Below are 18,849 nucleotides of genomic sequence, written 5' to 3'. Positions count from 1 at the left end.
ATACCAATCTAAGACTGATTATATCAAATTGCCACAAACCGGAGCAATAAGAGCTTCCAGGCTTCGCCTGGCCGCTATTCATCCCCTCCCTGTAGAGGAAGGGGACTTCTCTCGGAAAGCCGTTAAACTATGAGCTGAGCGAACGAAATAGCTAACTCCCCTCCGCCTGCTCCCTGACCGGACGGGATATCGCCGAAGAAGGAGCCTTGACCGCCCCTACGCTCTTTTTCGGAAAAACCAGGTACACGCTCGCGCCCTCCCCGATTTTGCTGCTCAGATGCAGAGAACCTCCGTGCTTGCGCATGACGTGGTAGGCGTACGGCAGTCCCAGACCGAATCCGCCGGCTCCGCCCTTCGTCGTATAGAACGGTTCCAGCGCTTGCACGGCTTGAAACTTGGTCATCCCCGGTCCCGTATCCCGAACCTCCAGCGTCAGCTCGCGCTTGCCTTCCTTCAGCGCCACGACCAGCGTCCCCCGCCCGTTCATCGCCTCCAGCGCGTTGGATACGACGTTGCCCAGCGCTTCTCCCGTCTGCGCCGGATCGACCCGGCAGCTCCAGCCTTCCGCCAGCTCCAGCTCCAACCGGACTTGCCCGAGCCGAGGAACGAACGGCTTGATCGTCTCGCGAACGAGCTCGTCCAACCGGACGTCCCGAGGCCGGATTTCCAGATCCTCCGTCCGCCGATGCACGCGGGAGATCATCTCCTGGATATGGCTCGAAGCCTTCTGCACGACCGCCAGATCCTCGAGCAGCTCCGGCTGGTTCGTCGTCTCCGCGTAGCTCTTCATTTTCTCGGTAAAAAGCCGCATTTTCCCTACGTCGTTCTTAATCGCATGATGAAGAATCGCCGTCCCCGACGTGACCGCCCGCAGCGTGGAATCGAGCCGCCGTCTGTCGACGAGCAGCCTCATCCCGAGAAATCCGTACGTAAACAGCCCGATCAGGAACACCGCGACCCCGATGCCTACGAACCACACGTTGTACCGCCACATGCGCAGCATGCCCAGGCTCGGAAGCACGTAGCTCATCACCATCCCCAGCAGCGTGGTGGGCAGCACCGCCAGGCAGATGATCCAATGCGTGTGGGACAGCATGCGATGCCCCGTCTTTTTGGACAGGACGATCGCCGCGGCAGTCAGAAAATAAGGCACGGCCCACCAGACGATGATCGAGTGGGAGACCGGCTGATATTCGTTGTACGGAGGCGTAAATGCGAGACCGTAGACGACAGGCAGCAGCAGGAGCAGCGGAACGCCCCATCGCAGAGCGCCTTGCAGCCGAACCGGTCGATAAGCCAAGGCGAACAGAATAAAAAAGTACGGCAGACCGTAATACGAGGTTAACGAAGCCGCCACCTGCACAGAGTATAGCGCTTCCTCCAAACCGGCATGGGGACGGTTCTCGCGAATATACGGAATAAAAGAATCCGACAGCGTCGCCGCGAGAGCGCCTGCTCCGCCGCTTAAGGCGACCGCGCTCAGCCTCCGGTTCACGGCGGAACGCGGGTCCGCGATCAGCAAAATCAGCGCGACTGTCCATAGCGCGATCCACACGAATAACATGGCGCAGCTCCCATCTCACTCAGATCCGTTGCCATCCCGATGACGCTTTAACTCCCGCGCCGTCCGTCACCAGCCCCGCTTGATCAGCCAGGAACCGCACAGATCCGTCCACGTCGCCACGCGCTCGTCTTCCTTCGCGAGACCCAGCCCGTGTTTTCCCATTTCGTAGACGTGCAGCTCGTACGGCACCTTGTTACGGCTGTACGCTCCGGCAAGCAGCAGCGCGTTCTCGACCGGAACAGCCCCGTCGTCCGCCGTATGCCAGATGAAGGCCGGAGGCGTGTCCGGCGTCACCTGCTTCTCGCCGCTGAACGACTCCACGAGCGACGGATCGGGATCTTCGCCCAGCAAATTCTCCCGCGATCCTTCATGCACGAAGGGACGCTGCATCGTCACGACCGGATAACAAGGCACGATCGCGTCCGGACGGCACGATTCCCGGTCGATCGGATCGGCCGCTTCCGGATTGCCGCCGTCGTAGTGGACCCCGGCCGATACGGTCAGATGCCCTCCCGCGGAGAAGCCGAGCACGGCGATTTTGCCCGGATCGATCCCCCATTGCCCGGCATGATGCCGAACATAGCGTACCGCTCTCTGAGCATCGCTCAGCGGGCTCGGATGCCGATACGGCGCGACCCGGTAGCGCAGCACGAATGCGGGAATGCCGATGCCGTTCAGCCACCGAGCGATCGGCTCGCCTTCGTGATCCGCGCGCATGCCGTACCCGCCTCCCGGAAGGACGATGACCGCGCCTCTTCCCTTCTCTTGAACCGGATAAGCCTGAAGCGCCGGCGTATCCTCGTCCTCGCCGCCTTGCGCGCCCGGAGCGTCGCCCGGCCACAATCTGATCCATTCTCTGTCCGTACCCATCGCGTTTTCCCCCTGATTGTCGTTTCTTCCTATTCTAATGGCTGTCGAACGATCCAACAACGCTTTTTGGCGTCCGGTAAGCCGCCGCACCAGTCGGTCGTCAGCCGAACACTCGGCACTAACGCAGCCAACCCCGCATCCGGAGCGGATGCGGGGCGGCTTGTCGGCTTTCGTTACGCCAGATTGATCTCGCGTATTTTTTCCAGCGGAACTTTCGGCTTGCGGTCTTCCGTCAGCAATCCGTTCACTTCCTGCTGCACGTCGGTGATCTGAGTGTAGCAATAGCCGCTGACGTACGGAGTCGACTTGATCGCTTGCGTGATGCCTTTGAAGCGGGCGAGGAACGATTCTTCATTATCGACTTGATTGCCGTAACCCCATCCCTTCTCGTCCTTGAACGCGATGCCGCCGAATTCGCTGATGATGACCGGCTGCCCGCGGTAAGCGTAGCCTTGGGCCATCGCGAACCGCCAATTGTTGAACGCGTGCTTGTTGCCGGTAATCGCGTCCTTGTCGGCGTAACGCTGCAAGAACGAGTCGCCGTTCTCCTCGTAATCGTGAAGCGTGAGAATGTCGGACACCGTATGCTCCCATCCGTCGTTCACGATGACCGGCCGGTTCGGGTCGATCGCCTTCGTGAGGTGGTAGATCGCTTCCGTGAACTGCTGTTGACGGCGATCGGAGAACACGTTGCCGATGCCCCACGATTCGTTAAACGGCACCCACGTAATAATGCTCGGGTGGTTGTACTGCTGCTGCACGATTTCCAGCCATTCGCGGGTAAACCGGTCGACGGCTTCGTCGTTGAATTCGTACGTCGCGGCCGCTTCGGACCAGACGAGCAGGCCTTTGACGTCGCACCAGTACAGGAAGCGGGCGTCCTCGATTTTCTGATGCTTGCGCACCCCGTTGTAACCCATCGCCAAGATGGCGTCGATGTCCGCGATGATCGCCTCTTCCGATGGCGGCGTCAAGTGACTGTCGTGCCAATATCCCTGATCCAAAATCAGACGTTGATACAACTGATCGTAATTGAGCATGATCCGCTCGCCGACGATCGAGATTTTGCGCAAACCGAAGTAGGAGGAGACGCGGTCGACGACTTGGTCGCCTTCCGTCAGCGTGAACGATACCTCATACAGCTTCGGATTGCTCGGGCTCCAGTACTCGACGCGCCATTCGCGCTTCTCGCTGATCAGATCGAACGTCGCGGAGAAAGCCGAGCGGCCGACGAACTGCGTCGTTTCCCGGATGATTTCCCCGTCCATCGTGATCGCAGTCGTCAAACGCAGCGGTTGCCCGGCTGCGGACTTGTCGCTGACCCGGTAATCGATGCGAACGGCGTTCGCGTCGACGTCCGGCGTCATTTTGACCGATTGCAGATGGCTCGGGTCGACGTATTCCAGCCATACCGTCTGCCAGATTCCCGTCGTCTGCACGTACCAGCACCCGAAGTTGGCGGAGCGCCAGCGCTGCTTGCCTCTCGGCTGCGTGCCGCTCTCGGCGTCTTCGGCCTTCACGACGATTTCGTTGGCGCCGTCGGACCGGAGCAGCGAAGTGACGTCGAACGAGAAAGCGGTATAACCGCCTTCATGGGAACCGACATATTCGCCGTTCACCCATACTTTGGCCAAGTAATCGACGCCTTGAAAATGAAGCACGACGTTGCGTCCCCGCTGCTCTGCCGGCACGTCGAACGCGCGGCGATACCAGACGTGTGGGTGCGCGGTCGGATCTTCGATGCCGCTCGCCTTCGTCTCGTAGGAGAACGGCACGACGATTGTGCGGTCTCCGGCGAACGAACGGAACCACTGCTCCGTCTCCCCTTTGTTCCCGTCATCGAATCTGAAGTCCCATTCCCCGTTAAGGTTCATCCATTCCTGTCTTACGAACTGAGGTCGCGGATAGTCCGCCCGATACATGCTTAAAGTCATCGTGTATTCACCTGTTCCCTTCGTCATTCGTTATCTGTGTGGTATCGGCTCGATCCGAACATGATCGAATCGGCCGGCGGCGGCAACCGTCTTGAGCGCGATTCGGCCGTTCAAGAACGTCCGTTCGCTGGCGTCCGCGTACTCGATCGCCGGCTCTTCGGCCTCGTCGACAAATACGGAAATCCGGTTGCCGACGGCTCTGATTTTCAATTTAATCGTCTCTCCGGCGGCAGGCATCGCCCTCTCCTCGTCCGCCAGCGGAACGGTATTGTAATCGTGCTTCACGAGATGGACGCCACTCTCGTCGACATAGGCGTAATAGCCCCGCAGGAAATCGTCCCGATTCTGATTCAGCTCCATGCCGTTCGCGGGCTCGGTCACCCGTACCGCGATGCCCGATTGGCTGCCCGCTTCCGGCACGGAGACGTCCGCTTGCACTTCGTAATCCGTCCAGCCGTCTTCACCTGTCGCGAGCTTGCCGTTGGTCGTCGATGAGGAGCGAAGCTCTCCGTCCTTGACGGACCAATCCCCTTCGTACCTCGTCCAGCCCGATAGGAGCTTCGCGTCGAACCCGTCCGTCCTCGCTTCGACGGGAACGTAGACCGCCGCCTCGATCCAGGATAACGCCATCTCGCCCTTCTCGACCTCGAACGTCCATCGGTGTACGCCCTCGCTGAGCTTTACCCCGTTCACGACGACCGTCTGCCACGCGTTCGCAGCGGGATCGGGCTTAACTTCCACGCTGCCGGCCACAGCGGAGCCGTCCTCCAGCAGCTTGAACTTCGCTCCCCCCGAACCCGAGTTCAAGCGGAATCGCAAGCTGTATTCTCCGCCCTTCGCGACGTTCACGACATAAGTCAACGGCGATCCCTTTCCAAGCTGCGCCGCGGCGAAGCCTCTGTTGCCGTCTTCGGCGAGCGAGTAGCCGGCCGCCGGGCCTTTCTCGTTGTGGATCGCGTCCACGATTCCCGGTATTGGCGCATAAGCAACGTTGACGCCGCTGCCGTCGACGAGATTGCTGAAGGCGACATAGCCGTAACGCGCTTGCGCCTCTTCGACGGCATAGCCGATCCGCCCTTCGCCCGCTTCGCGAGGCAGCGTCAACGTCAGCAGGCGCATGCCTTCCGCGTAGACGCGAACGGTGTTCCCTTTCACTTCAAGCCGCAGCTTCTGCAGCTCTCCGATATCGAGATTGTCCGGAATCCGTGCGGTCGCGCCGTCAAGCGGGACCGCTTGGCCGTCCTGTACGAACCTCGCTTCGATTTCTCTCGTCTCGGCCTTCCATTGCACCAGACCGTAATGATCGTCGTCCCGATAAGAGAAGACGACTCCCGAACGGCCGGTTTCGCCGGAAAGGTGCTGAACATGAAATTCTGCCGTGTAATCCACAAGTGTGCGAGCATCGGACAGCAGCATCGATAGACCCTCCCCGCCCGCAGCATCCGCGAGCAGACCTACGTCCGGCTTCGCCGTCCACTCCGCCTTGCCCTCGCGCTTCCAGGACTTGTCTAGCGATTCCCCTTCGAAACGATCCGAGAATGTCGGCATCGCCGGCACGGGCTGCGGATCGGAGGTCGGGCCGGCCACCCGCAGGCGGTCTCCGTTCCATACGATCCGATCGAGGTTCATATGCCGCAGCGGTCCGACGACGCCGTGGCCTTCAAGATTGTGGTACACCATATACTGCGTGTCCAGATCCGGTCCGGTCACGACCGAGTTGTGGCCGAGCCCGACGGTAGCTCCTTCCGTACGCAGCAGCGCCGGGTTGTTCGCCTGCTCTGCGAACCCTTGCAGCGGATCGTCGCTGACGGCGATGTCCACCCGGTATCCGCTGCTGAACACGTGATTGCCGGTATACGTCATATAATACTTGCCGTTTCTTTTGAACACAGTCGCCCCTTCGGTCCAGCCACCCATGTACGCGCCCGTCTGGATTTCCTCCGGCCCCACCGTCAGCGGATCCGGCATCGAGGCCGCTTGAATGCCCTGCGTACCCGCGTAGTAGAAATACCACTTGCCGTCGTCGTCCACGAACGTCGAGCCGTCGATCGTTCGACCGAAGTTGTCCGTCGCGACTTCGAACGGTCCGGTCGGCCGATCGCCGACCAAGACGTAGTGCCCCTGTCCCGCCGGCGAAGTGTACATATAGAACTTGCCGTTCCAGTAACGGACCTCCGGCGCGTAAGCCGCCGTTGTTATCGGATCGACGGCGCACAACCCTTCGTACGTCCAATCGATCAGATTATCCGAGCGCCACACTTTAACGCCCGGGTCGGTGTCCCTTGTGCTGACGTACAAATAATAGTAGCCGTTATAGGAGAACACGAAGGGATCTCCCAGTCCGTATTCGCCCCATTCGTCGGGCAAGCTGATCGGATTCGCATACGTATGCTGCGGCGGCAACGGCTTATCGTCGCGATTCGCGTCACATCCGAAGCCACCTACGCATAACGCGACCATCAGAATGCCCGCCCACCCCAATCTCTTCATTTGCTCCCTCCGCGCTCTTGCCCTAATAAGCATTTTTAGCGTTTCTTCGTCATAATCCAGACGCTGAACGACACGACTCCGAGCAAGACCAGCGCCATCAGAAATCCGTCCCAAGCGCTAAGCAGCAAGTTGTCCTGCTGATTGCCTTTGAGCGCGAAGATCAGGACGTTGCTCATGACCAGATACCAGAGCACGTTGCGACCCATCGCTTCCAGCGGAACGAACGGAGCCGGATACTTCTCCATCAACCGGCTAAGCAAGTAGTAGCCGTACAGCACCAGCGCGGGTCCGACGATCCACCAGATCGAAGGCGGAAACCGCTCGGGAAGCGGCTGCCCTTCCGTGGACAGCCACTTCCACACGAACGCGCCCGAAGCGACGATCGCCCCCGTGAGCACGCGCCAATCCCATACGATGCGGTAGCGCGCGAACAGTATGCCGAGCAAATAATAAGGAAAATATTGCAGCACCGGGAAGGAGGCAAAATCCCTCGTTCCGATAAGCGGTCCCCACTTCATCCAATGAATCGAGCCGTAAGGGATAAACGTCGTCAGCAGCAGCACGCCGGCGACGACGAAGCCGAGCCATTTGATCTCGGCCAGCCGTCGCAGCGGCACGAACAAGATTAAACCTACAATCATCAAATACGTGAACGAGGCCAGAAATTCGGACCAGCCGGGCATATCGTTCAGCGTCAGAATCGGTTTGATGTTCGCCCAGGAAAGCACTCTGCCGTCGATAAACAGCCGAAAGGCCGCTCCGGATACGTAGAAAGCGAACAGCGTCTTGAGCGCCGCCATCAGCATGCGAGGTGCAGCAAGACGGAACGGCTTCCCGTAATACGACAGCTGGGAGACGTAACCGAAGCTGAATACGAAGCCCGAGAACGTGATCAGATTGATGACTTCGATAAACTTCTGTCCGTTCGGATACACTTGCGGATCACTGAAAAATTGCAGCGTATGGCAGTACACCATGCCGAGAACGAGCAAGCCTTTGAAGAGGTCGATGGCCCTCTCCCGCTTGCGCTCCGACGCCTTCTCCGTCACCCTTTAATCCCCGACAGGCTGACGCCTTTAACGATCTGGCGCTCGAAGATGATGAACAGCAGCATGATCGGCAAGGAAGCGATCGTGTTGACGACCATCGGCTTGACGTAATCTTCCGAATACTGGCTCATCAACGTCGGGATACCCATCGGTAGCGTAAACAAGTTATCGTCCGTAATGGACAAGAACGGCCACAGGAAGTTGTTCCAGGAACCGATGAACGTCAGGATCGCCATGGAGGCGAGAGCCGGACGGATAAGCGGAATCATAATGCTCGTGAAAATGCGCCAAGTGCCTCCGCCGTCGATCTGAACGCTTTCCAGCAAATCGTTCGGCACGCCGTCGAAGAAGCTCTTCAGAACGATGACGGCGACCGGAGACGCCAGCACCGGGATGATCAGACCTTCGTAGGAGTTCAGCAGATTCATGTCTTTCGCGACTTGGTACAGCGGAATGATGATCGCCTCGCCCGGGATCAGCAAGCCGGAGAGAATGAAGAAGAAGGCGACCGCGCGGTAGCGGAACGGAACCTTGGAGAGGACGAACCCCGCCATGGCCGCGACGACAACGGTCAGCAGTGTGACGAATACCGCTACGAGCACGCTGTTCAGAAGCCAGTCCGTCAGCTTCGTGCCGTTCAAAATTTGATCGTATACCGCCAAGGAGTAAGGCGGCGTGAACCAATCGACGACGGTTATGATCTTCATGCCTTCTTCCTTGACGGAGACGACGAGCATCCAGATGACCGGCAAGAGGAAGATGGCCGCCATCACCACGGAGACGATGCGATAGAACCATTTCATCTAGGCATTCGCTCCTTTCCGGTTGTTAATGACGTATTGAATAATGGACAACACCAGCAAAATCGCAAACAGCATATACGACATCGTGGCCGCGTAGCCGAGATCGTTCTTCCTGAAGCCCGTCTGGTAGATCAGTTGGATAATCGGACGCGTCTGATCGAGCGGTCCGCCGCCCGTAATGATGTAGATCTGCAAGAAGACTTTGAAGGATGCGATGATCTGAAGCATCGTGATCGTCTTGGTGATCGGACTCAAATACGGAAGAGTGATGCGCCAGAACACCTGTCTATCGTTCGCGCCGTCCAACCGGGCGGCCTCGTAAATTTCATCGGGAATATCCTGCATGGCGGACAAATACAAAATGAAATTAAAACCTACCGTCCACCACAGCGTAATGAGGGAGATGGCAATCCATGCGAGATTCGTTTCCGTCAGCCAGAAGATCTCGCGTTGATCCGATAACACGCCGAGCAAATGAAGTACGGAGTTCACCAATCCCGTATACGGCTGGAACACGAACAGTCCCAGAAACGATGCGACCGCAACGGACAATACGCTTGGCAAGAAAAAAACGCTGCGATAAAACTTTTGCAGCCGCGACTTGCGGTTGGCGATCATCGCCAGCATGATGGCGAGTACGAGCATCGTCGGCGTCGTCAACAGAACGAAAATCGTGGAGTGCCATAGAGCGTCCCACATTTCCTGATCCTGCAGCATCCGCCGATAGTTGTCCCAGCCGACGTATTGCATTTTCTTGATCAACGTCCACTTGTAGAACGTCATCTGCACGCCCTTGATCATCGGCCAGAAGGTAAACCCTACATAAACGAGAAGGAACGGCAACAGGAACAGGAACGCCTGTACGTCCGCCCTCCATTTGTTCATCCTCATTCGCGCCTCGCCTCTTCCTTCGTGGTCGACAAGCTTGCGGTTGCGCGAACCGCAAGCTTGTCGGAACATGTATGTCTATCGTTCGGTCTTATTCGCTAAGCACTTTTTGGACGCCCTCTTGCAATTTGACCATGGCGTCCGCCGGAGACATCTTGTTCGCCCAGACTTCGTTCAGGAATTTGAACGAGGCATTGTCGCGGATTTGCCAGTTTTTCGTGGAAGGCTTGTTGAATTTAACCGTGCTGGCTACCATCGCGTAGTCGCTGCGGTACGGCAGATCCTTGAACTCCTGGCTCTCGATGACGGAAGGCTTCGAAGGAATGTGGCCGGCCTTCGCCCAAATGTGGCCGTTGGAAGCAACCCAGTCGGCGAATACGAGCGCGGCTTTGCGTTTCTCCGGATCGTTGCTCTTCGTTGTCGGAAGGATGATCGTATGGGAATCTCCCCATGTCGCTTCTTGATCGAAGATTTTCGGAATCGGCATGGCGCCGAACTCGAAGTCTTTCGTCGATTCCCAAATTCCCGTCGCCCATACGCCCGTCATCATGATGGCGGCCGTACCGCTTTGGAAGTTTTTATAGAAGTCCGGATCGTTCTTCTTGATATAGCCGTTCGTGAACAGCTTCTGGACGTAATCGGCCGCTTTCGCGCCCTTCTCGGCATCAACGCTTGCGGACTGCAGGTCGTCGGATACGATGTCGTTGCCGCCCAATTGGGAGTACAGCGCCCACCAGAGGCGGTATGGATCGTCGTTGGAATTGGAGAGCGCGAACGGCGTCACCTTGCTCGGCAGCTTCTCCTTAAGCGTCTTCAGGAAGGTGTCGAAACCTTCGGCGGACTGTTCCAGAACCGGCTTGCCGTCGTCGCCGAGCAGCCCGGCATCCTTCAGCAGTTTTTTGTTGTAGTACATAATGAACGGATGCGTATCGATCGGAGCCGCGTAATGCTTGCCGTTCACGACCGTCGCGTTCAACAGGTTTTGGTTATAAGAAGCCCAGTCGACGCCCGCGGCGTCAGCCACGTCGTCAAGCTCCGTTACGACGCCTTGGTCGATCAGGTCAGGCAGACGGGACGTGTGGGAGATGCCGACGTCCGGACCGTTGCCGTTGCCGACTGCGGTAATCAGTTTCGTGTAATATTCGCCCCATACGAGCTTCGTGTTCTTGACAACGATGTCGGGATGAGACTTGTTGAATTCGTCGATCAGCGTCTGCATGTTCTCGCCGTCGCCGCCGTCGAACAGCGTCCAGAACGACAGCGTGACTTTGGCGCCGCTGCCCGCGTCCGCCGGAGCGGAAGCTTCCGAGGACGACGCGTCGGACGGAGCCGGAGAAGCGTTGCCGCCTTTGTTGTCATTGCCTCCGCAGGCGCTTAATAGCAACGAAGTGGACAGCAGTGTTGCAAGTACGATCGAATAGCTCTTTTTCATATTTGCCTCCCTTATCTTTTGCCGAGCTTATTTAGAAACAAAATAAATATAATGTTTTATTACATAAATCTTGTTTCTATACACCCATAATAGGGCTTTCTCTCCAAGGTGTCAACGGTTTCATCTAATATTTTTGTAATATAAACAATAAAAAATGACCTTTAAGTTCACGAATCGTGTAACAAAAGGTCATTTTATCCAGGAGCTCAGTCCATAACGTAATCCACTTTCATCCGGATATCCTGCTCGTAATCACCGAATCGCGTTCCGAATAAGTTTACCCCGCCTTTGTTGACCGCATTCTCCTTGACGCCGATTCGCAGCCGAACGCTCGGGCGTCTGCTCAAGTTCAGATCGGCGAGCGACGTATCGGATACCGGAATCATATCCAGCAGCGTCCGTTCATGCGTAATTCGCCAAGTCTTGAGCAAGCCGTATTGCGTCGCCATGTCTCCCCACCAGGACGGATTCAGCTTGCCGCGTCGGCCTCCGAAATCGCCGGGGCTGGTCCAAGTGCCGATTTCCCGTTCGTTCACCCACAGCGTAATGTCCGAAGGCCAGTTGTTGTCGTAGTTCGGCGCCTCGGAGCAGATTTCCATCGACAGCTCCAACGCCTCGATGCGGGCGCCGGACGGAATTTCGAGCGGGAGCAAATATTCGACGTAGCCTTTGCGGAACCAGATGAGCTGCGCTTCGATATGTCTTGGCCGATAAAATTGCGCCGGCTCGTCCTCCTTGCATATAAAATCGTCCACGCCGGCCAGTCCGCAAGTCGGATACACTTCGCAGTCGCTATAGTGGCCGATCGGGAGTTCAACCAAGTATTGGCCGCTCTCGCCTTTCGGCAGCGTCTTCTGGACATTGAAATCGAAATGGATATCGTCGTAATTCCGGCTGCACACCTTCATCGCGCCGCGCGTCGCAGGCAGCAGCTCGGTATTGATCAAGCCGGCCGCTTCGAGAATCTTCACGTTGTTCGCCACCGTGGACACGGGCAAACAGAGCTGTTCGGAGATTTCCACGACGTTCATCTTCCTCGTGCTCAGCAAGCGCAGCATATCCGCCCTCGCCCTCGTCGATAACGCATGAGCTACCGCCACCAGCTTGTCCGGTTCGTTAAAACTAAGCTCCAGCATCTTCCGGCCACCTTCTCTCTTTATCACTATTACATTTATTTTATCTCAATACCCTCGTTTCATCAATATATTTGTATTAAAACATAATTTTCGTTCTTATTGATAGAGCTTATCCCCTTGGCTCAGCCCCGCTCCATAAGCGCGCCACGCGATACTACCTCTCCCTCCCGCCTCCTTCCCAGCACACGAAAGAACGCGCCAGTCGCCCATAGCGGGACGCCCCGGCGCGTTTCTGTATTGCGCAGCTTCCGCGAGAGATTAGCGCCGAACGAGATCCTCCCGGACCGGCGTGAACGCGTCGAGCAGCGCCGACGGCTCAAGCGCCTTCGCTCCGTGACGCGCGCCTCCCGGAATGTAGATCGTCTCGCCCTGCCGGACGACCGTGCGCGCGCCGTCGATCGTAAATTCCATCGCGCCGCGCAGGCAATACGACATTTGCTCGTGCGGATGCTCGTGCTCGTACCCTTCCGCGCCGTCCTCGAAATGAACTTCCATCATCATCATGCCGCCCTCGGCGCGCAATATTTTGCGCTTCACGCCCGGCTCCGCCGGTTCCCAAACTCCGATGTTGCTCATTCGCCTATTCCCCTTCCAACCGAGTTTGCTTAATACGCTTTGTTCACTGCCACCCTGCGCGTCGTGCCGCGTTCGTCCGTGAAATACAGATGAATGCCGTGATCCTGGTCGTCAATGAAATAGGAGACGAATTTGTTCTCTCCCTTCTTCATCGGCACGAGCAGGGAGACGATCCGATGGCCCGTCGCCGCCTGCGTCTCCGCCATCAGATGCCATTGATTCGCCAGCCCGTCCAGCTCCGAAGGGTCTACGCCGGTAAAGCGGTCGTGCTGGCTCAGCGCCAGCTCGCCCGACGAGCAGTAGACGAATCTGCCCTCGAGCTCCGCTTTCTCGCCGATCGCGCGGAACGTCTGGCCTTTCAGGTTCATCCGATTCAGCGCATGCATCAGCCACGCCGCCTTGCCGGGACGGTCGAGGTCAACGGAGTCGACGATCACGATGTACGATTCGTCGAGCCAATACATTTCGCGGACGAAACGCCGCAAATACGGAACGGTCGCTCGATAAGCCGCGGAGGCGTCCATCCGAACGTAACCGGCGCCCGGCTCGGAGCGCACCTCTTCGACGACGCCGTACGCTTCCTTGCACAGCACCTTGTCCCCGTCCGCATACTGCCCGATCCCGTCGATGAGCAGCGTATTTTTGGAGATCGTCTGACGCCGCCAATTGCGGTGCATCGTGCTGCCGAAGGCGACGTAGTAGCCGCTGTCGATGGCCAGCGGCTCGCCGTAAGCGTGCAGCAGAAAACCGTTCTGGTCGCCGTGGCTGTGGCTGATCGAGCCGTAGGAGCTGCTCTTGACGAGCAATTGGATATGTTCGTCCGGATCGTCCATCCGCCGGTGCATGGCTACCCAACCGACGTCGCGGAACCATTTGACCGGTTCGATCGCCCCCGGAACCGGAGCAACCGGCTTCACGTCCGGATAGTCGTGCCGGTACAGCATGTCGTCGAAGCGGAAATCCCACCAGCCGTAGTTGTAAAACTTCGCGTCGGCGTCGCGATCGGCCTCCTTGACCCGCTCGAAATACCATTGGTACAGCCCGTTGCCCGTCAGCCCGGCGAATTGCCGGATGTTGTAGGCCGTTTTCAGGCTCGGCGGCTCTCCCAGCGTCGACTGGTCGCCGAAGCTGGCCCTAATCGTGCCTGGCGCGTTGCAGTATAGCGGAAAATCCCCGGTTTTCGCGAAAAACGGCCTGCGGAACAAATCGATCTCTGTATAATTGCGAATCAGATTAAACGCGTCGATCAAATAGGCAAGTCCCGTCGTCCAGTACATCGGCCCTTCCGCCCAGCCTCCGTCCTTGCCGCCCCACGGCGTGTACAGGCACGAGAAATACTCCAGCGCGTAGTCCAGCCACTCCCGGGCCTTCGGCTCCTCGTGCAGCATCGCCAGGCAGGCCGGAGCGAGCACGGAGGACAGCGACCGCACCGCGTGGCTGTCGAAGGGAACGCGATGGATGCGCGAACGCTCGATGACGTGGAAGGCGACCTGCTCGGTCCGCTCGAGCAGATTGACGCGAACCGCCGCGCGCTCCTCCTCGTTCAGATAGCCGTGCAGCCAGTCGTAGCCCCATGCCACCGCCCCGACGATGCGAAACGCGGCTTCGTCGTTGTAATCCCGCGACGTCGTGCCTTTCGGGTCCCAGGAAACGACGTGCAGAAGCCATCGCTTCGCAGCGGATAGAATCGCCTCGTCCTCCAGAATAACGGCGGTCACGCTCAGATGGCGGATAGCGTACAGCGTTTCCTGGCAGTCCATGTACATTCGGCGCCACAGCTTGGCGACGCGCTTGTTGTCCGGATATCGCTCCGGCTCGGGAATCGGCTCCTTCTCCAGCCAAGGCAGCACAGACTTCTCGTAGAAAACGTCCCAACCGTACGCGGAAGAATCCTCGCGAATGCGCCTCCTGAACGCCTCTATCCCGTCCGGCTGCAGCCATAGGCGGGGATGGACGACGGACGCCTGTTCGTATCTCCGTTCGCGGGAGGGCAGCGGCGTCTCCACAGCCCCGTCCGGCACGACGAACGATCGGACGGAACTCCAATCCGAACGCCCTGCTCCCTCCTCTTCCAGCAGAGCGTATCTCCAGTAGTAAGTCCCCGGCTCGTACACGCGATCGGGCGTATAGAAATTGTATGGAATCGGCTCGAAAGTCTCCGTCTCGTTCGCTTCGAAATCGGCGGAGGAAGACACCTGCAGCGCGTAGCGGTCCTCCTCGGGCTTCGCCGGCATCCACGTAAATCTGGGTGGATTTTCGGCCAGCTCGGTTCGCTCGTCCGGTTCGTACGGCACGGTCAGCAAGCCGCTGGCCGGCTCGAATAGCTTGGACATGCCTATCCCCTCTTTTCTTCCCATGATGTGGCGTTAGCGCATGTACATGCCGCCGTTCACTTCGATCGTCTCCCCGGTAAGATAAGCGGCCAGCTCCGAGACGAGGAACAGGGCGACGCCCGCGACGTCCTCCGGCGTGCCTTCGCGGCGCAGCGGAATCGTCTGAATCGTCGCTTCCCTGGCCGCTTGCGGCGTGAACGTCGCATGGAAAGCCGTTCCCCCGATATATCCAGGCGAAATCGCGTTGACGCGAATGCCGTGCCCCGCCAGCTCCTTGGCCAGCCCTTTCGAATAGGTCAGCACGGCCGCCTTGCTCGCGGCATAGATCGAAGCGCCCGGTCCTCCGCCGTTGTGGGCGGCGACCGACGTCAAGTTGACGATGCTGCCCCCTCCCGCGGCCTTCATGCCGGGGATGACCGCCTTCGCGACAAAAACGGTGCTTTTCATATTCACGTCCATAATGCGATCGTACAGCTCCTCGGTCATCTCCTCGTTCGCAAGCCGCTGCACGAGATGTCCCGCGTTGTTCACCAGAAAGTCGACGGAACGCCCGAAAGCCTGCTCCGTTTCGCGAACGAGTCGCTGCGCCTCCTCCGGTTGCGAGACGTCGGCGCGGATCGCGACCGCCGTTCCTCCCTCGGCCCGGACTGCGGCGGCGGCTTCCTCCGCCGCTTCCCTGCTGTTCAAATAATTAAGCGCGACCTTCGCGCCTGACAGCGCCAGCCGAACCGCAATCGCCCTGCCGATGCCTCCGCTTGCGCCGGTCACCAGCGCCACTTTTCCCGTCAAATCGATGTTCATGCCCATGTTCCTCCTGCTCCGTATGTGATATCCGCATCGCTAAGCCGACTCCGTCCGAGCCTTCTGCCCCGTCCGATCCTCCAGCGGCATTCTCAGCTCGATCCTCGTTCCATTCCCCGGCGCGCTGTCGACGCGAAGTCCGTATTCGTCGCCATATACCATCTGAATGCGCCGGTGCACGTTCACGAGCCCGATTCCGCCTCTGCGCCCCGGACGAGATGCTATCTCTTCCTCGGCGAGCCTGTTTTTCCCCAGCCTGCGCCGCAGCTCCTCCAGTCTCGCCTCCGACATTCCGACGCCGTTGTCCTCCACGAGGACAAGCAGTTCGTTCCCATCGGCGTATGTGTCGATGCGAATGGTATGCTCGGGCTCGATGCCTTCGGAGAATGCGTGTTGGAAAATATTTTCCACGATCGGCTGCAGCGTCAACCTGACCATTCGGGATAACAGCAGCGAAGGCGGCGTCGCCACCTCAATCTCGAAATCGCGTCCGATGCGGTGCTTCTGAATGATCATATAGTTGCGCACGTGGTTCAGCTCGTTGGCGAGCGTCACTTCCTCCAGATTCGTCTGGATCGAATAGCGCAGCATGAACGCCATCGCCTCGACCATTTCCGAAATTTCGTCCGAATCCTGCACGATCGCGTAGCAGTTGATCGTCTCCAGCGTGTTGTATAGAAAATGCGGGTTGATCTGCAGCTGCAGCGCCTGGAATTCCGCCTTGTGCCGCTCCAGCTCGATCGCCTGAAGCTGCAGCTTCGTTTTCTGACTCGTCAGCTCCGTGTCGTACACTCGTTCGATCATGTCCGACAGCCGGCTGACCATCAGGTTGTAGCTGTGAATGAGACCGCCGATCTCGTCGTCGCGCGGCTTCATCTCCACGCTTTTCCAGTTGCCCTTCTCCGTCTCGCGCATGCCGTTCTTCAGCGTCCGGATCGGACGCACGATCGAACTGGCGAATTGCAGGGCGAGCACGAGGGCGATCGCCAGCGTAATCGCTCCGACCGTGACGGTCGTGGAACGGATGCCGGAGATCGGGGCCCGCAGCTCGTCTAGCGGCATCGCAATCGCCAGACTCCAGCCGGAATAGTCCGAACGCTTCGTGACGATCATCATGTCCTTCCCGTTCAGCCGCCACGGAAACCGGGAGTCGTTGCTGCCCTCGATCCGCTGCGCGACGCCGGAGCCGAGCAGTTCTTCGCGAATCGCGCCGTCCGGCGCATAGACGACGGCCCCTTGCGCGTCGAGAATGAAGAAGAAGCCGTTGTCTCCGAGATCGACTTGGTTCCATAGATTGGACAGCTGCCGTTCGTTCATCTCGATCGCCAGAATGCCTTTGACCGAGTAGGAGGAATAGCCCCTGATCTTGCGCGCGATCGTGATGACCCGTTCGCTGTTCGTCAGCCCCGTTCCCAGAATGGCGATCTCGCCGTTGTCCGGCGTCTTGGCCTTCAATTCCTCGTATCTGGCCGTCGGATCGACCGAGAGCGAGGAGAAGCTTTGATTTTGATCGAAAATGGACCGGCCGTGATCGCCCAAAATGTACATCATATGAATTTGCGTCGGGTAAGTGATGAAAATTTTCTGAAAGACGTCCTGCCGAATAACGTTCGTGAAGCGGTAATACTCGTAGCTGTCGGCCGGGTCCATGTCAAGAAACTTTTTGACGGACACCTGCGACAAAATCGAGTTGCTGACCCGCTCGAACGTCTCCAGCTGCAGATCGGTCTGCATGCCGGCGTTATTGATGACGGCGGCCATATATTTCTCCACCTGCTTGTCGATCGCGTCCGAAGACTCCAGATAGCTGAAAATGCCGACCATCGACAGGGAGAACAGAATCACGGTGAAAAAGTAAAGAAGCAGCTTGCGCGACAGATTCAGCCTCATCCCCGAATCCCCAGCGACTCCCGGTATTCGGACGGCGTTACGCCGCACACTTTCTTGAACGTCTTCGTGAAATGCGGATGATCGGCAAAGCCGACCTCCGCGGAGACGTCCGTAATTTTATGGTGAGGCATCGAGAGCAGCTTCTTCGCCCGCTCCATCCTCCGTTTCGTCCGATACTGCACGAACGTTTCCTTCGTCATCTGCTTGAACAGCTGGCTGAAGTACGAAGGATTGAGGCCGAGCCTGTCAGCCACCTCCTCCAGCGACAGCTCGCGGTTCAAGTGAAGCTCGATATAGGCTTTCGCCTCCTCGACCGGCTCCTTCAGGTTCCCCTTGCGCTTGACGCGAAGCTGCTCCAGCATAGAGCGGGCCGACTCTCCCAGCCAAGCGAACGGAGAGCCCGAACCGCCTTCCCATTGCAGCCGCTCGAACGGATACACATCCAACGCGTTCAGTCTGTCGACGAGTTTGTCTCCCAATTCCCGCGCCAGTTCCTCCAGACGGGACGGCTCGATGATGGCGGAAGCGCAGAACGCTTCCGCCTGCTCCACGGTCCGATCGACGTCGTCCGTCCGCAGATGCCAGACGGCATCCTGCAGCCGGTCCAGCCACTCCTCCGTCGCGGACAGCGGAATATAGGCGTTCCGCCGGGTTTCCAGACCTTCGATCAGCTTCGCTACCGTGCGGCCCGCGGCCGTCTTGGTGACTGGCTTCAGCATGTATTCCTTGACGCCGTAAGCGACGCATTGTCTGGCATACTCGAAATCGCCGTAGCCCGAGACGACGACGACCGGCAAGTCGGGATACCGCTCGCTGACTACGCGGCACAGCTCGAGTCCGTCCATCTTCGGCATCTTGATATCGGTGAACAGCAGGTCCGGACGGCAAGCAGCGATTTTCTCCAATGCTTCGACGCCGTTGTCGGCCGTGTCGGAAGACACGATCGCCGGATGGGCTTCTCCGATCAGCTTCTGCAATCCTCTGCGGATCATCGGTTCGTCGTCGACGACTAGAATGCGGTACATGGATGGTCCTCCTTGCGCTCGGGACAAGCCGGAATGGGAGCAAGATGCCCCCGCGCGG

14 protein-coding genes are annotated in these 18,849 nt (G+C 58.5%); all 14 read right to left on the bottom strand.

Annotated elements, in window-relative coordinates; genetic code table 11:
• Positions 1-151: 151 nt before the first annotated feature.
• The 14 genes from ACESLM_RS14460 to ACESLM_RS14395 all read right to left on the bottom strand — a co-directional run bounded on the left by ACESLM_RS14460 (position 152) and on the right by ACESLM_RS14395 (position 18,791).
• Positions 152-1,564 (bottom strand): sensor histidine kinase, encoded by a 1,413-nt coding sequence (locus ACESLM_RS14460; RefSeq protein WP_372632277.1) that lies wholly within the window; start codon positions 1,562-1,564, stop codon positions 152-154.
• A 66-nt stretch (positions 1,565-1,630) separates the two neighbouring features.
• Positions 1,631-2,434, bottom strand: a complete 804-nt coding sequence (locus tag ACESLM_RS14455; RefSeq protein WP_372632275.1) for an alpha/beta hydrolase — start codon at positions 2,432-2,434, stop codon at positions 1,631-1,633.
• A gap of 173 nt (positions 2,435-2,607) precedes the next feature.
• Positions 2,608-4,368 carry a glycoside hydrolase family 2 protein gene (locus ACESLM_RS14450; RefSeq protein ID WP_372632274.1) on the bottom strand — a complete coding sequence of 587 codons (1,761 nt, stop codon included), beginning with the start codon at positions 4,366-4,368 and terminating at the stop codon, positions 2,608-2,610.
• Between the two features lie 30 nt (positions 4,369-4,398).
• Positions 4,399-6,858, bottom strand: coding sequence for a family 43 glycosylhydrolase (locus ACESLM_RS14445; protein ID WP_372632273.1), 2,460 nt, complete (start codon positions 6,856-6,858; stop codon positions 4,399-4,401).
• A gap of 35 nt (positions 6,859-6,893) precedes the next feature.
• The gene (locus ACESLM_RS14440; RefSeq protein ID WP_372632272.1) at positions 6,894-7,907 is read right to left on the bottom strand and encodes an acyltransferase family protein; all 1,014 of its coding nucleotides are present in this window, start codon (positions 7,905-7,907) and stop codon (positions 6,894-6,896) included.
• On the bottom strand, positions 7,904-8,710 hold the full coding sequence (locus ACESLM_RS14435; RefSeq protein ID WP_372632271.1) for a carbohydrate ABC transporter permease: 807 nt from the start codon (positions 8,708-8,710) through the stop codon (positions 7,904-7,906). The genes ACESLM_RS14440 and ACESLM_RS14435 overlap by 4 nt, the downstream gene beginning before the upstream one ends.
• Complete coding sequence (locus tag ACESLM_RS14430; protein ID WP_372632270.1) at positions 8,711-9,601, bottom strand: carbohydrate ABC transporter permease; 891 nt, start codon at positions 9,599-9,601, stop codon at positions 8,711-8,713. It lies immediately after the preceding gene.
• Between the two features lie 88 nt (positions 9,602-9,689).
• Entirely contained in the window at positions 9,690-11,030 is a 1,341-nt protein-coding gene (locus ACESLM_RS14425; RefSeq protein ID WP_372632269.1) for an ABC transporter substrate-binding protein, read from the bottom strand.
• A gap of 206 nt (positions 11,031-11,236) precedes the next feature.
• Complete coding sequence (locus ACESLM_RS14420) at positions 11,237-12,166, bottom strand: ArsR/SmtB family transcription factor (RefSeq protein WP_372632268.1); 930 nt, start codon at positions 12,164-12,166, stop codon at positions 11,237-11,239.
• A 258-nt stretch (positions 12,167-12,424) separates the two neighbouring features.
• Positions 12,425-12,742, bottom strand: coding sequence for a cupin domain-containing protein (locus ACESLM_RS14415; protein ID WP_372632267.1), 318 nt, complete (start codon positions 12,740-12,742; stop codon positions 12,425-12,427).
• A gap of 29 nt (positions 12,743-12,771) precedes the next feature.
• Positions 12,772-15,075, bottom strand: coding sequence for a DUF4962 domain-containing protein (locus ACESLM_RS14410; protein WP_372632266.1), 2,304 nt, complete (start codon positions 15,073-15,075; stop codon positions 12,772-12,774).
• Positions 15,076-15,108: 33 nt separating this feature from the next.
• Complete coding sequence (locus ACESLM_RS14405) at positions 15,109-15,876, bottom strand: SDR family NAD(P)-dependent oxidoreductase (RefSeq protein WP_372632265.1); 768 nt, start codon at positions 15,874-15,876, stop codon at positions 15,109-15,111.
• 39 nt (positions 15,877-15,915) lie between these two features.
• The gene (locus ACESLM_RS14400; RefSeq protein WP_372632264.1) at positions 15,916-17,766 is read right to left on the bottom strand and encodes a cache domain-containing sensor histidine kinase; all 1,851 of its coding nucleotides are present in this window, start codon (positions 17,764-17,766) and stop codon (positions 15,916-15,918) included.
• Positions 17,763-18,791, bottom strand: a complete 1,029-nt coding sequence (locus ACESLM_RS14395) for a response regulator (RefSeq protein ID WP_372632263.1) — start codon at positions 18,789-18,791, stop codon at positions 17,763-17,765. Before ACESLM_RS14395 ends, ACESLM_RS14400 begins: the two co-directional genes overlap by 4 nt.
• Between the last annotated feature and the right edge of the window lie 58 nt (positions 18,792-18,849).

Source organism: Cohnella sp., assembly GCF_041641335.1.
Taxonomy (GTDB): domain Bacteria; phylum Bacillota; class Bacilli; order Paenibacillales; family Paenibacillaceae; genus Cohnella.
The sequence above is the reverse complement of the archived record's forward strand: the minus strand, read 5'-3'. Positions and strand labels throughout refer to the sequence as shown.

Bases quoted from the DNA above. Each gene is read 5' to 3' on its own strand.
- ACESLM_RS14460 (WP_372632277.1), bottom strand. From the start codon at position 1,564: ATGTTATTCGTGTGGATCGCGCTATGGACAGTCGCGCTGATTTTGCTG.
- ACESLM_RS14455 (WP_372632275.1), bottom strand. From the start codon at position 2,434: ATGGGTACGGACAGAGAATGGATCAGATTGTGGCCGGGCGACGCTCCG.
- ACESLM_RS14450 (WP_372632274.1), bottom strand. From the start codon at position 4,368: ATGACTTTAAGCATGTATCGGGCGGACTATCCGCGACCTCAGTTCGTA.
- ACESLM_RS14445 (WP_372632273.1), bottom strand. From the start codon at position 6,858: ATGAAGAGATTGGGGTGGGCGGGCATTCTGATGGTCGCGTTATGCGTA.
- ACESLM_RS14435 (WP_372632271.1), bottom strand. From the start codon at position 8,710: ATGAAATGGTTCTATCGCATCGTCTCCGTGGTGATGGCGGCCATCTTC.
- ACESLM_RS14430 (WP_372632270.1), bottom strand. From the start codon at position 9,601: ATGAGGATGAACAAATGGAGGGCGGACGTACAGGCGTTCCTGTTCCTG.
- ACESLM_RS14425 (WP_372632269.1), bottom strand. From the start codon at position 11,030: ATGAAAAAGAGCTATTCGATCGTACTTGCAACACTGCTGTCCACTTCG.
- ACESLM_RS14420 (WP_372632268.1), bottom strand. From the start codon at position 12,166: ATGCTGGAGCTTAGTTTTAACGAACCGGACAAGCTGGTGGCGGTAGCT.
- ACESLM_RS14415 (WP_372632267.1), bottom strand. From the start codon at position 12,742: ATGAGCAACATCGGAGTTTGGGAACCGGCGGAGCCGGGCGTGAAGCGC.
- ACESLM_RS14410 (WP_372632266.1), bottom strand. From the start codon at position 15,075: ATGTCCAAGCTATTCGAGCCGGCCAGCGGCTTGCTGACCGTGCCGTAC.
- ACESLM_RS14405 (WP_372632265.1), bottom strand. From the start codon at position 15,876: ATGAACATCGATTTGACGGGAAAAGTGGCGCTGGTGACCGGCGCAAGC.
- ACESLM_RS14400 (WP_372632264.1), bottom strand. From the start codon at position 17,766: ATGAGGCTGAATCTGTCGCGCAAGCTGCTTCTTTACTTTTTCACCGTG.
- ACESLM_RS14395 (WP_372632263.1), bottom strand. From the start codon at position 18,791: ATGTACCGCATTCTAGTCGTCGACGACGAACCGATGATCCGCAGAGGA.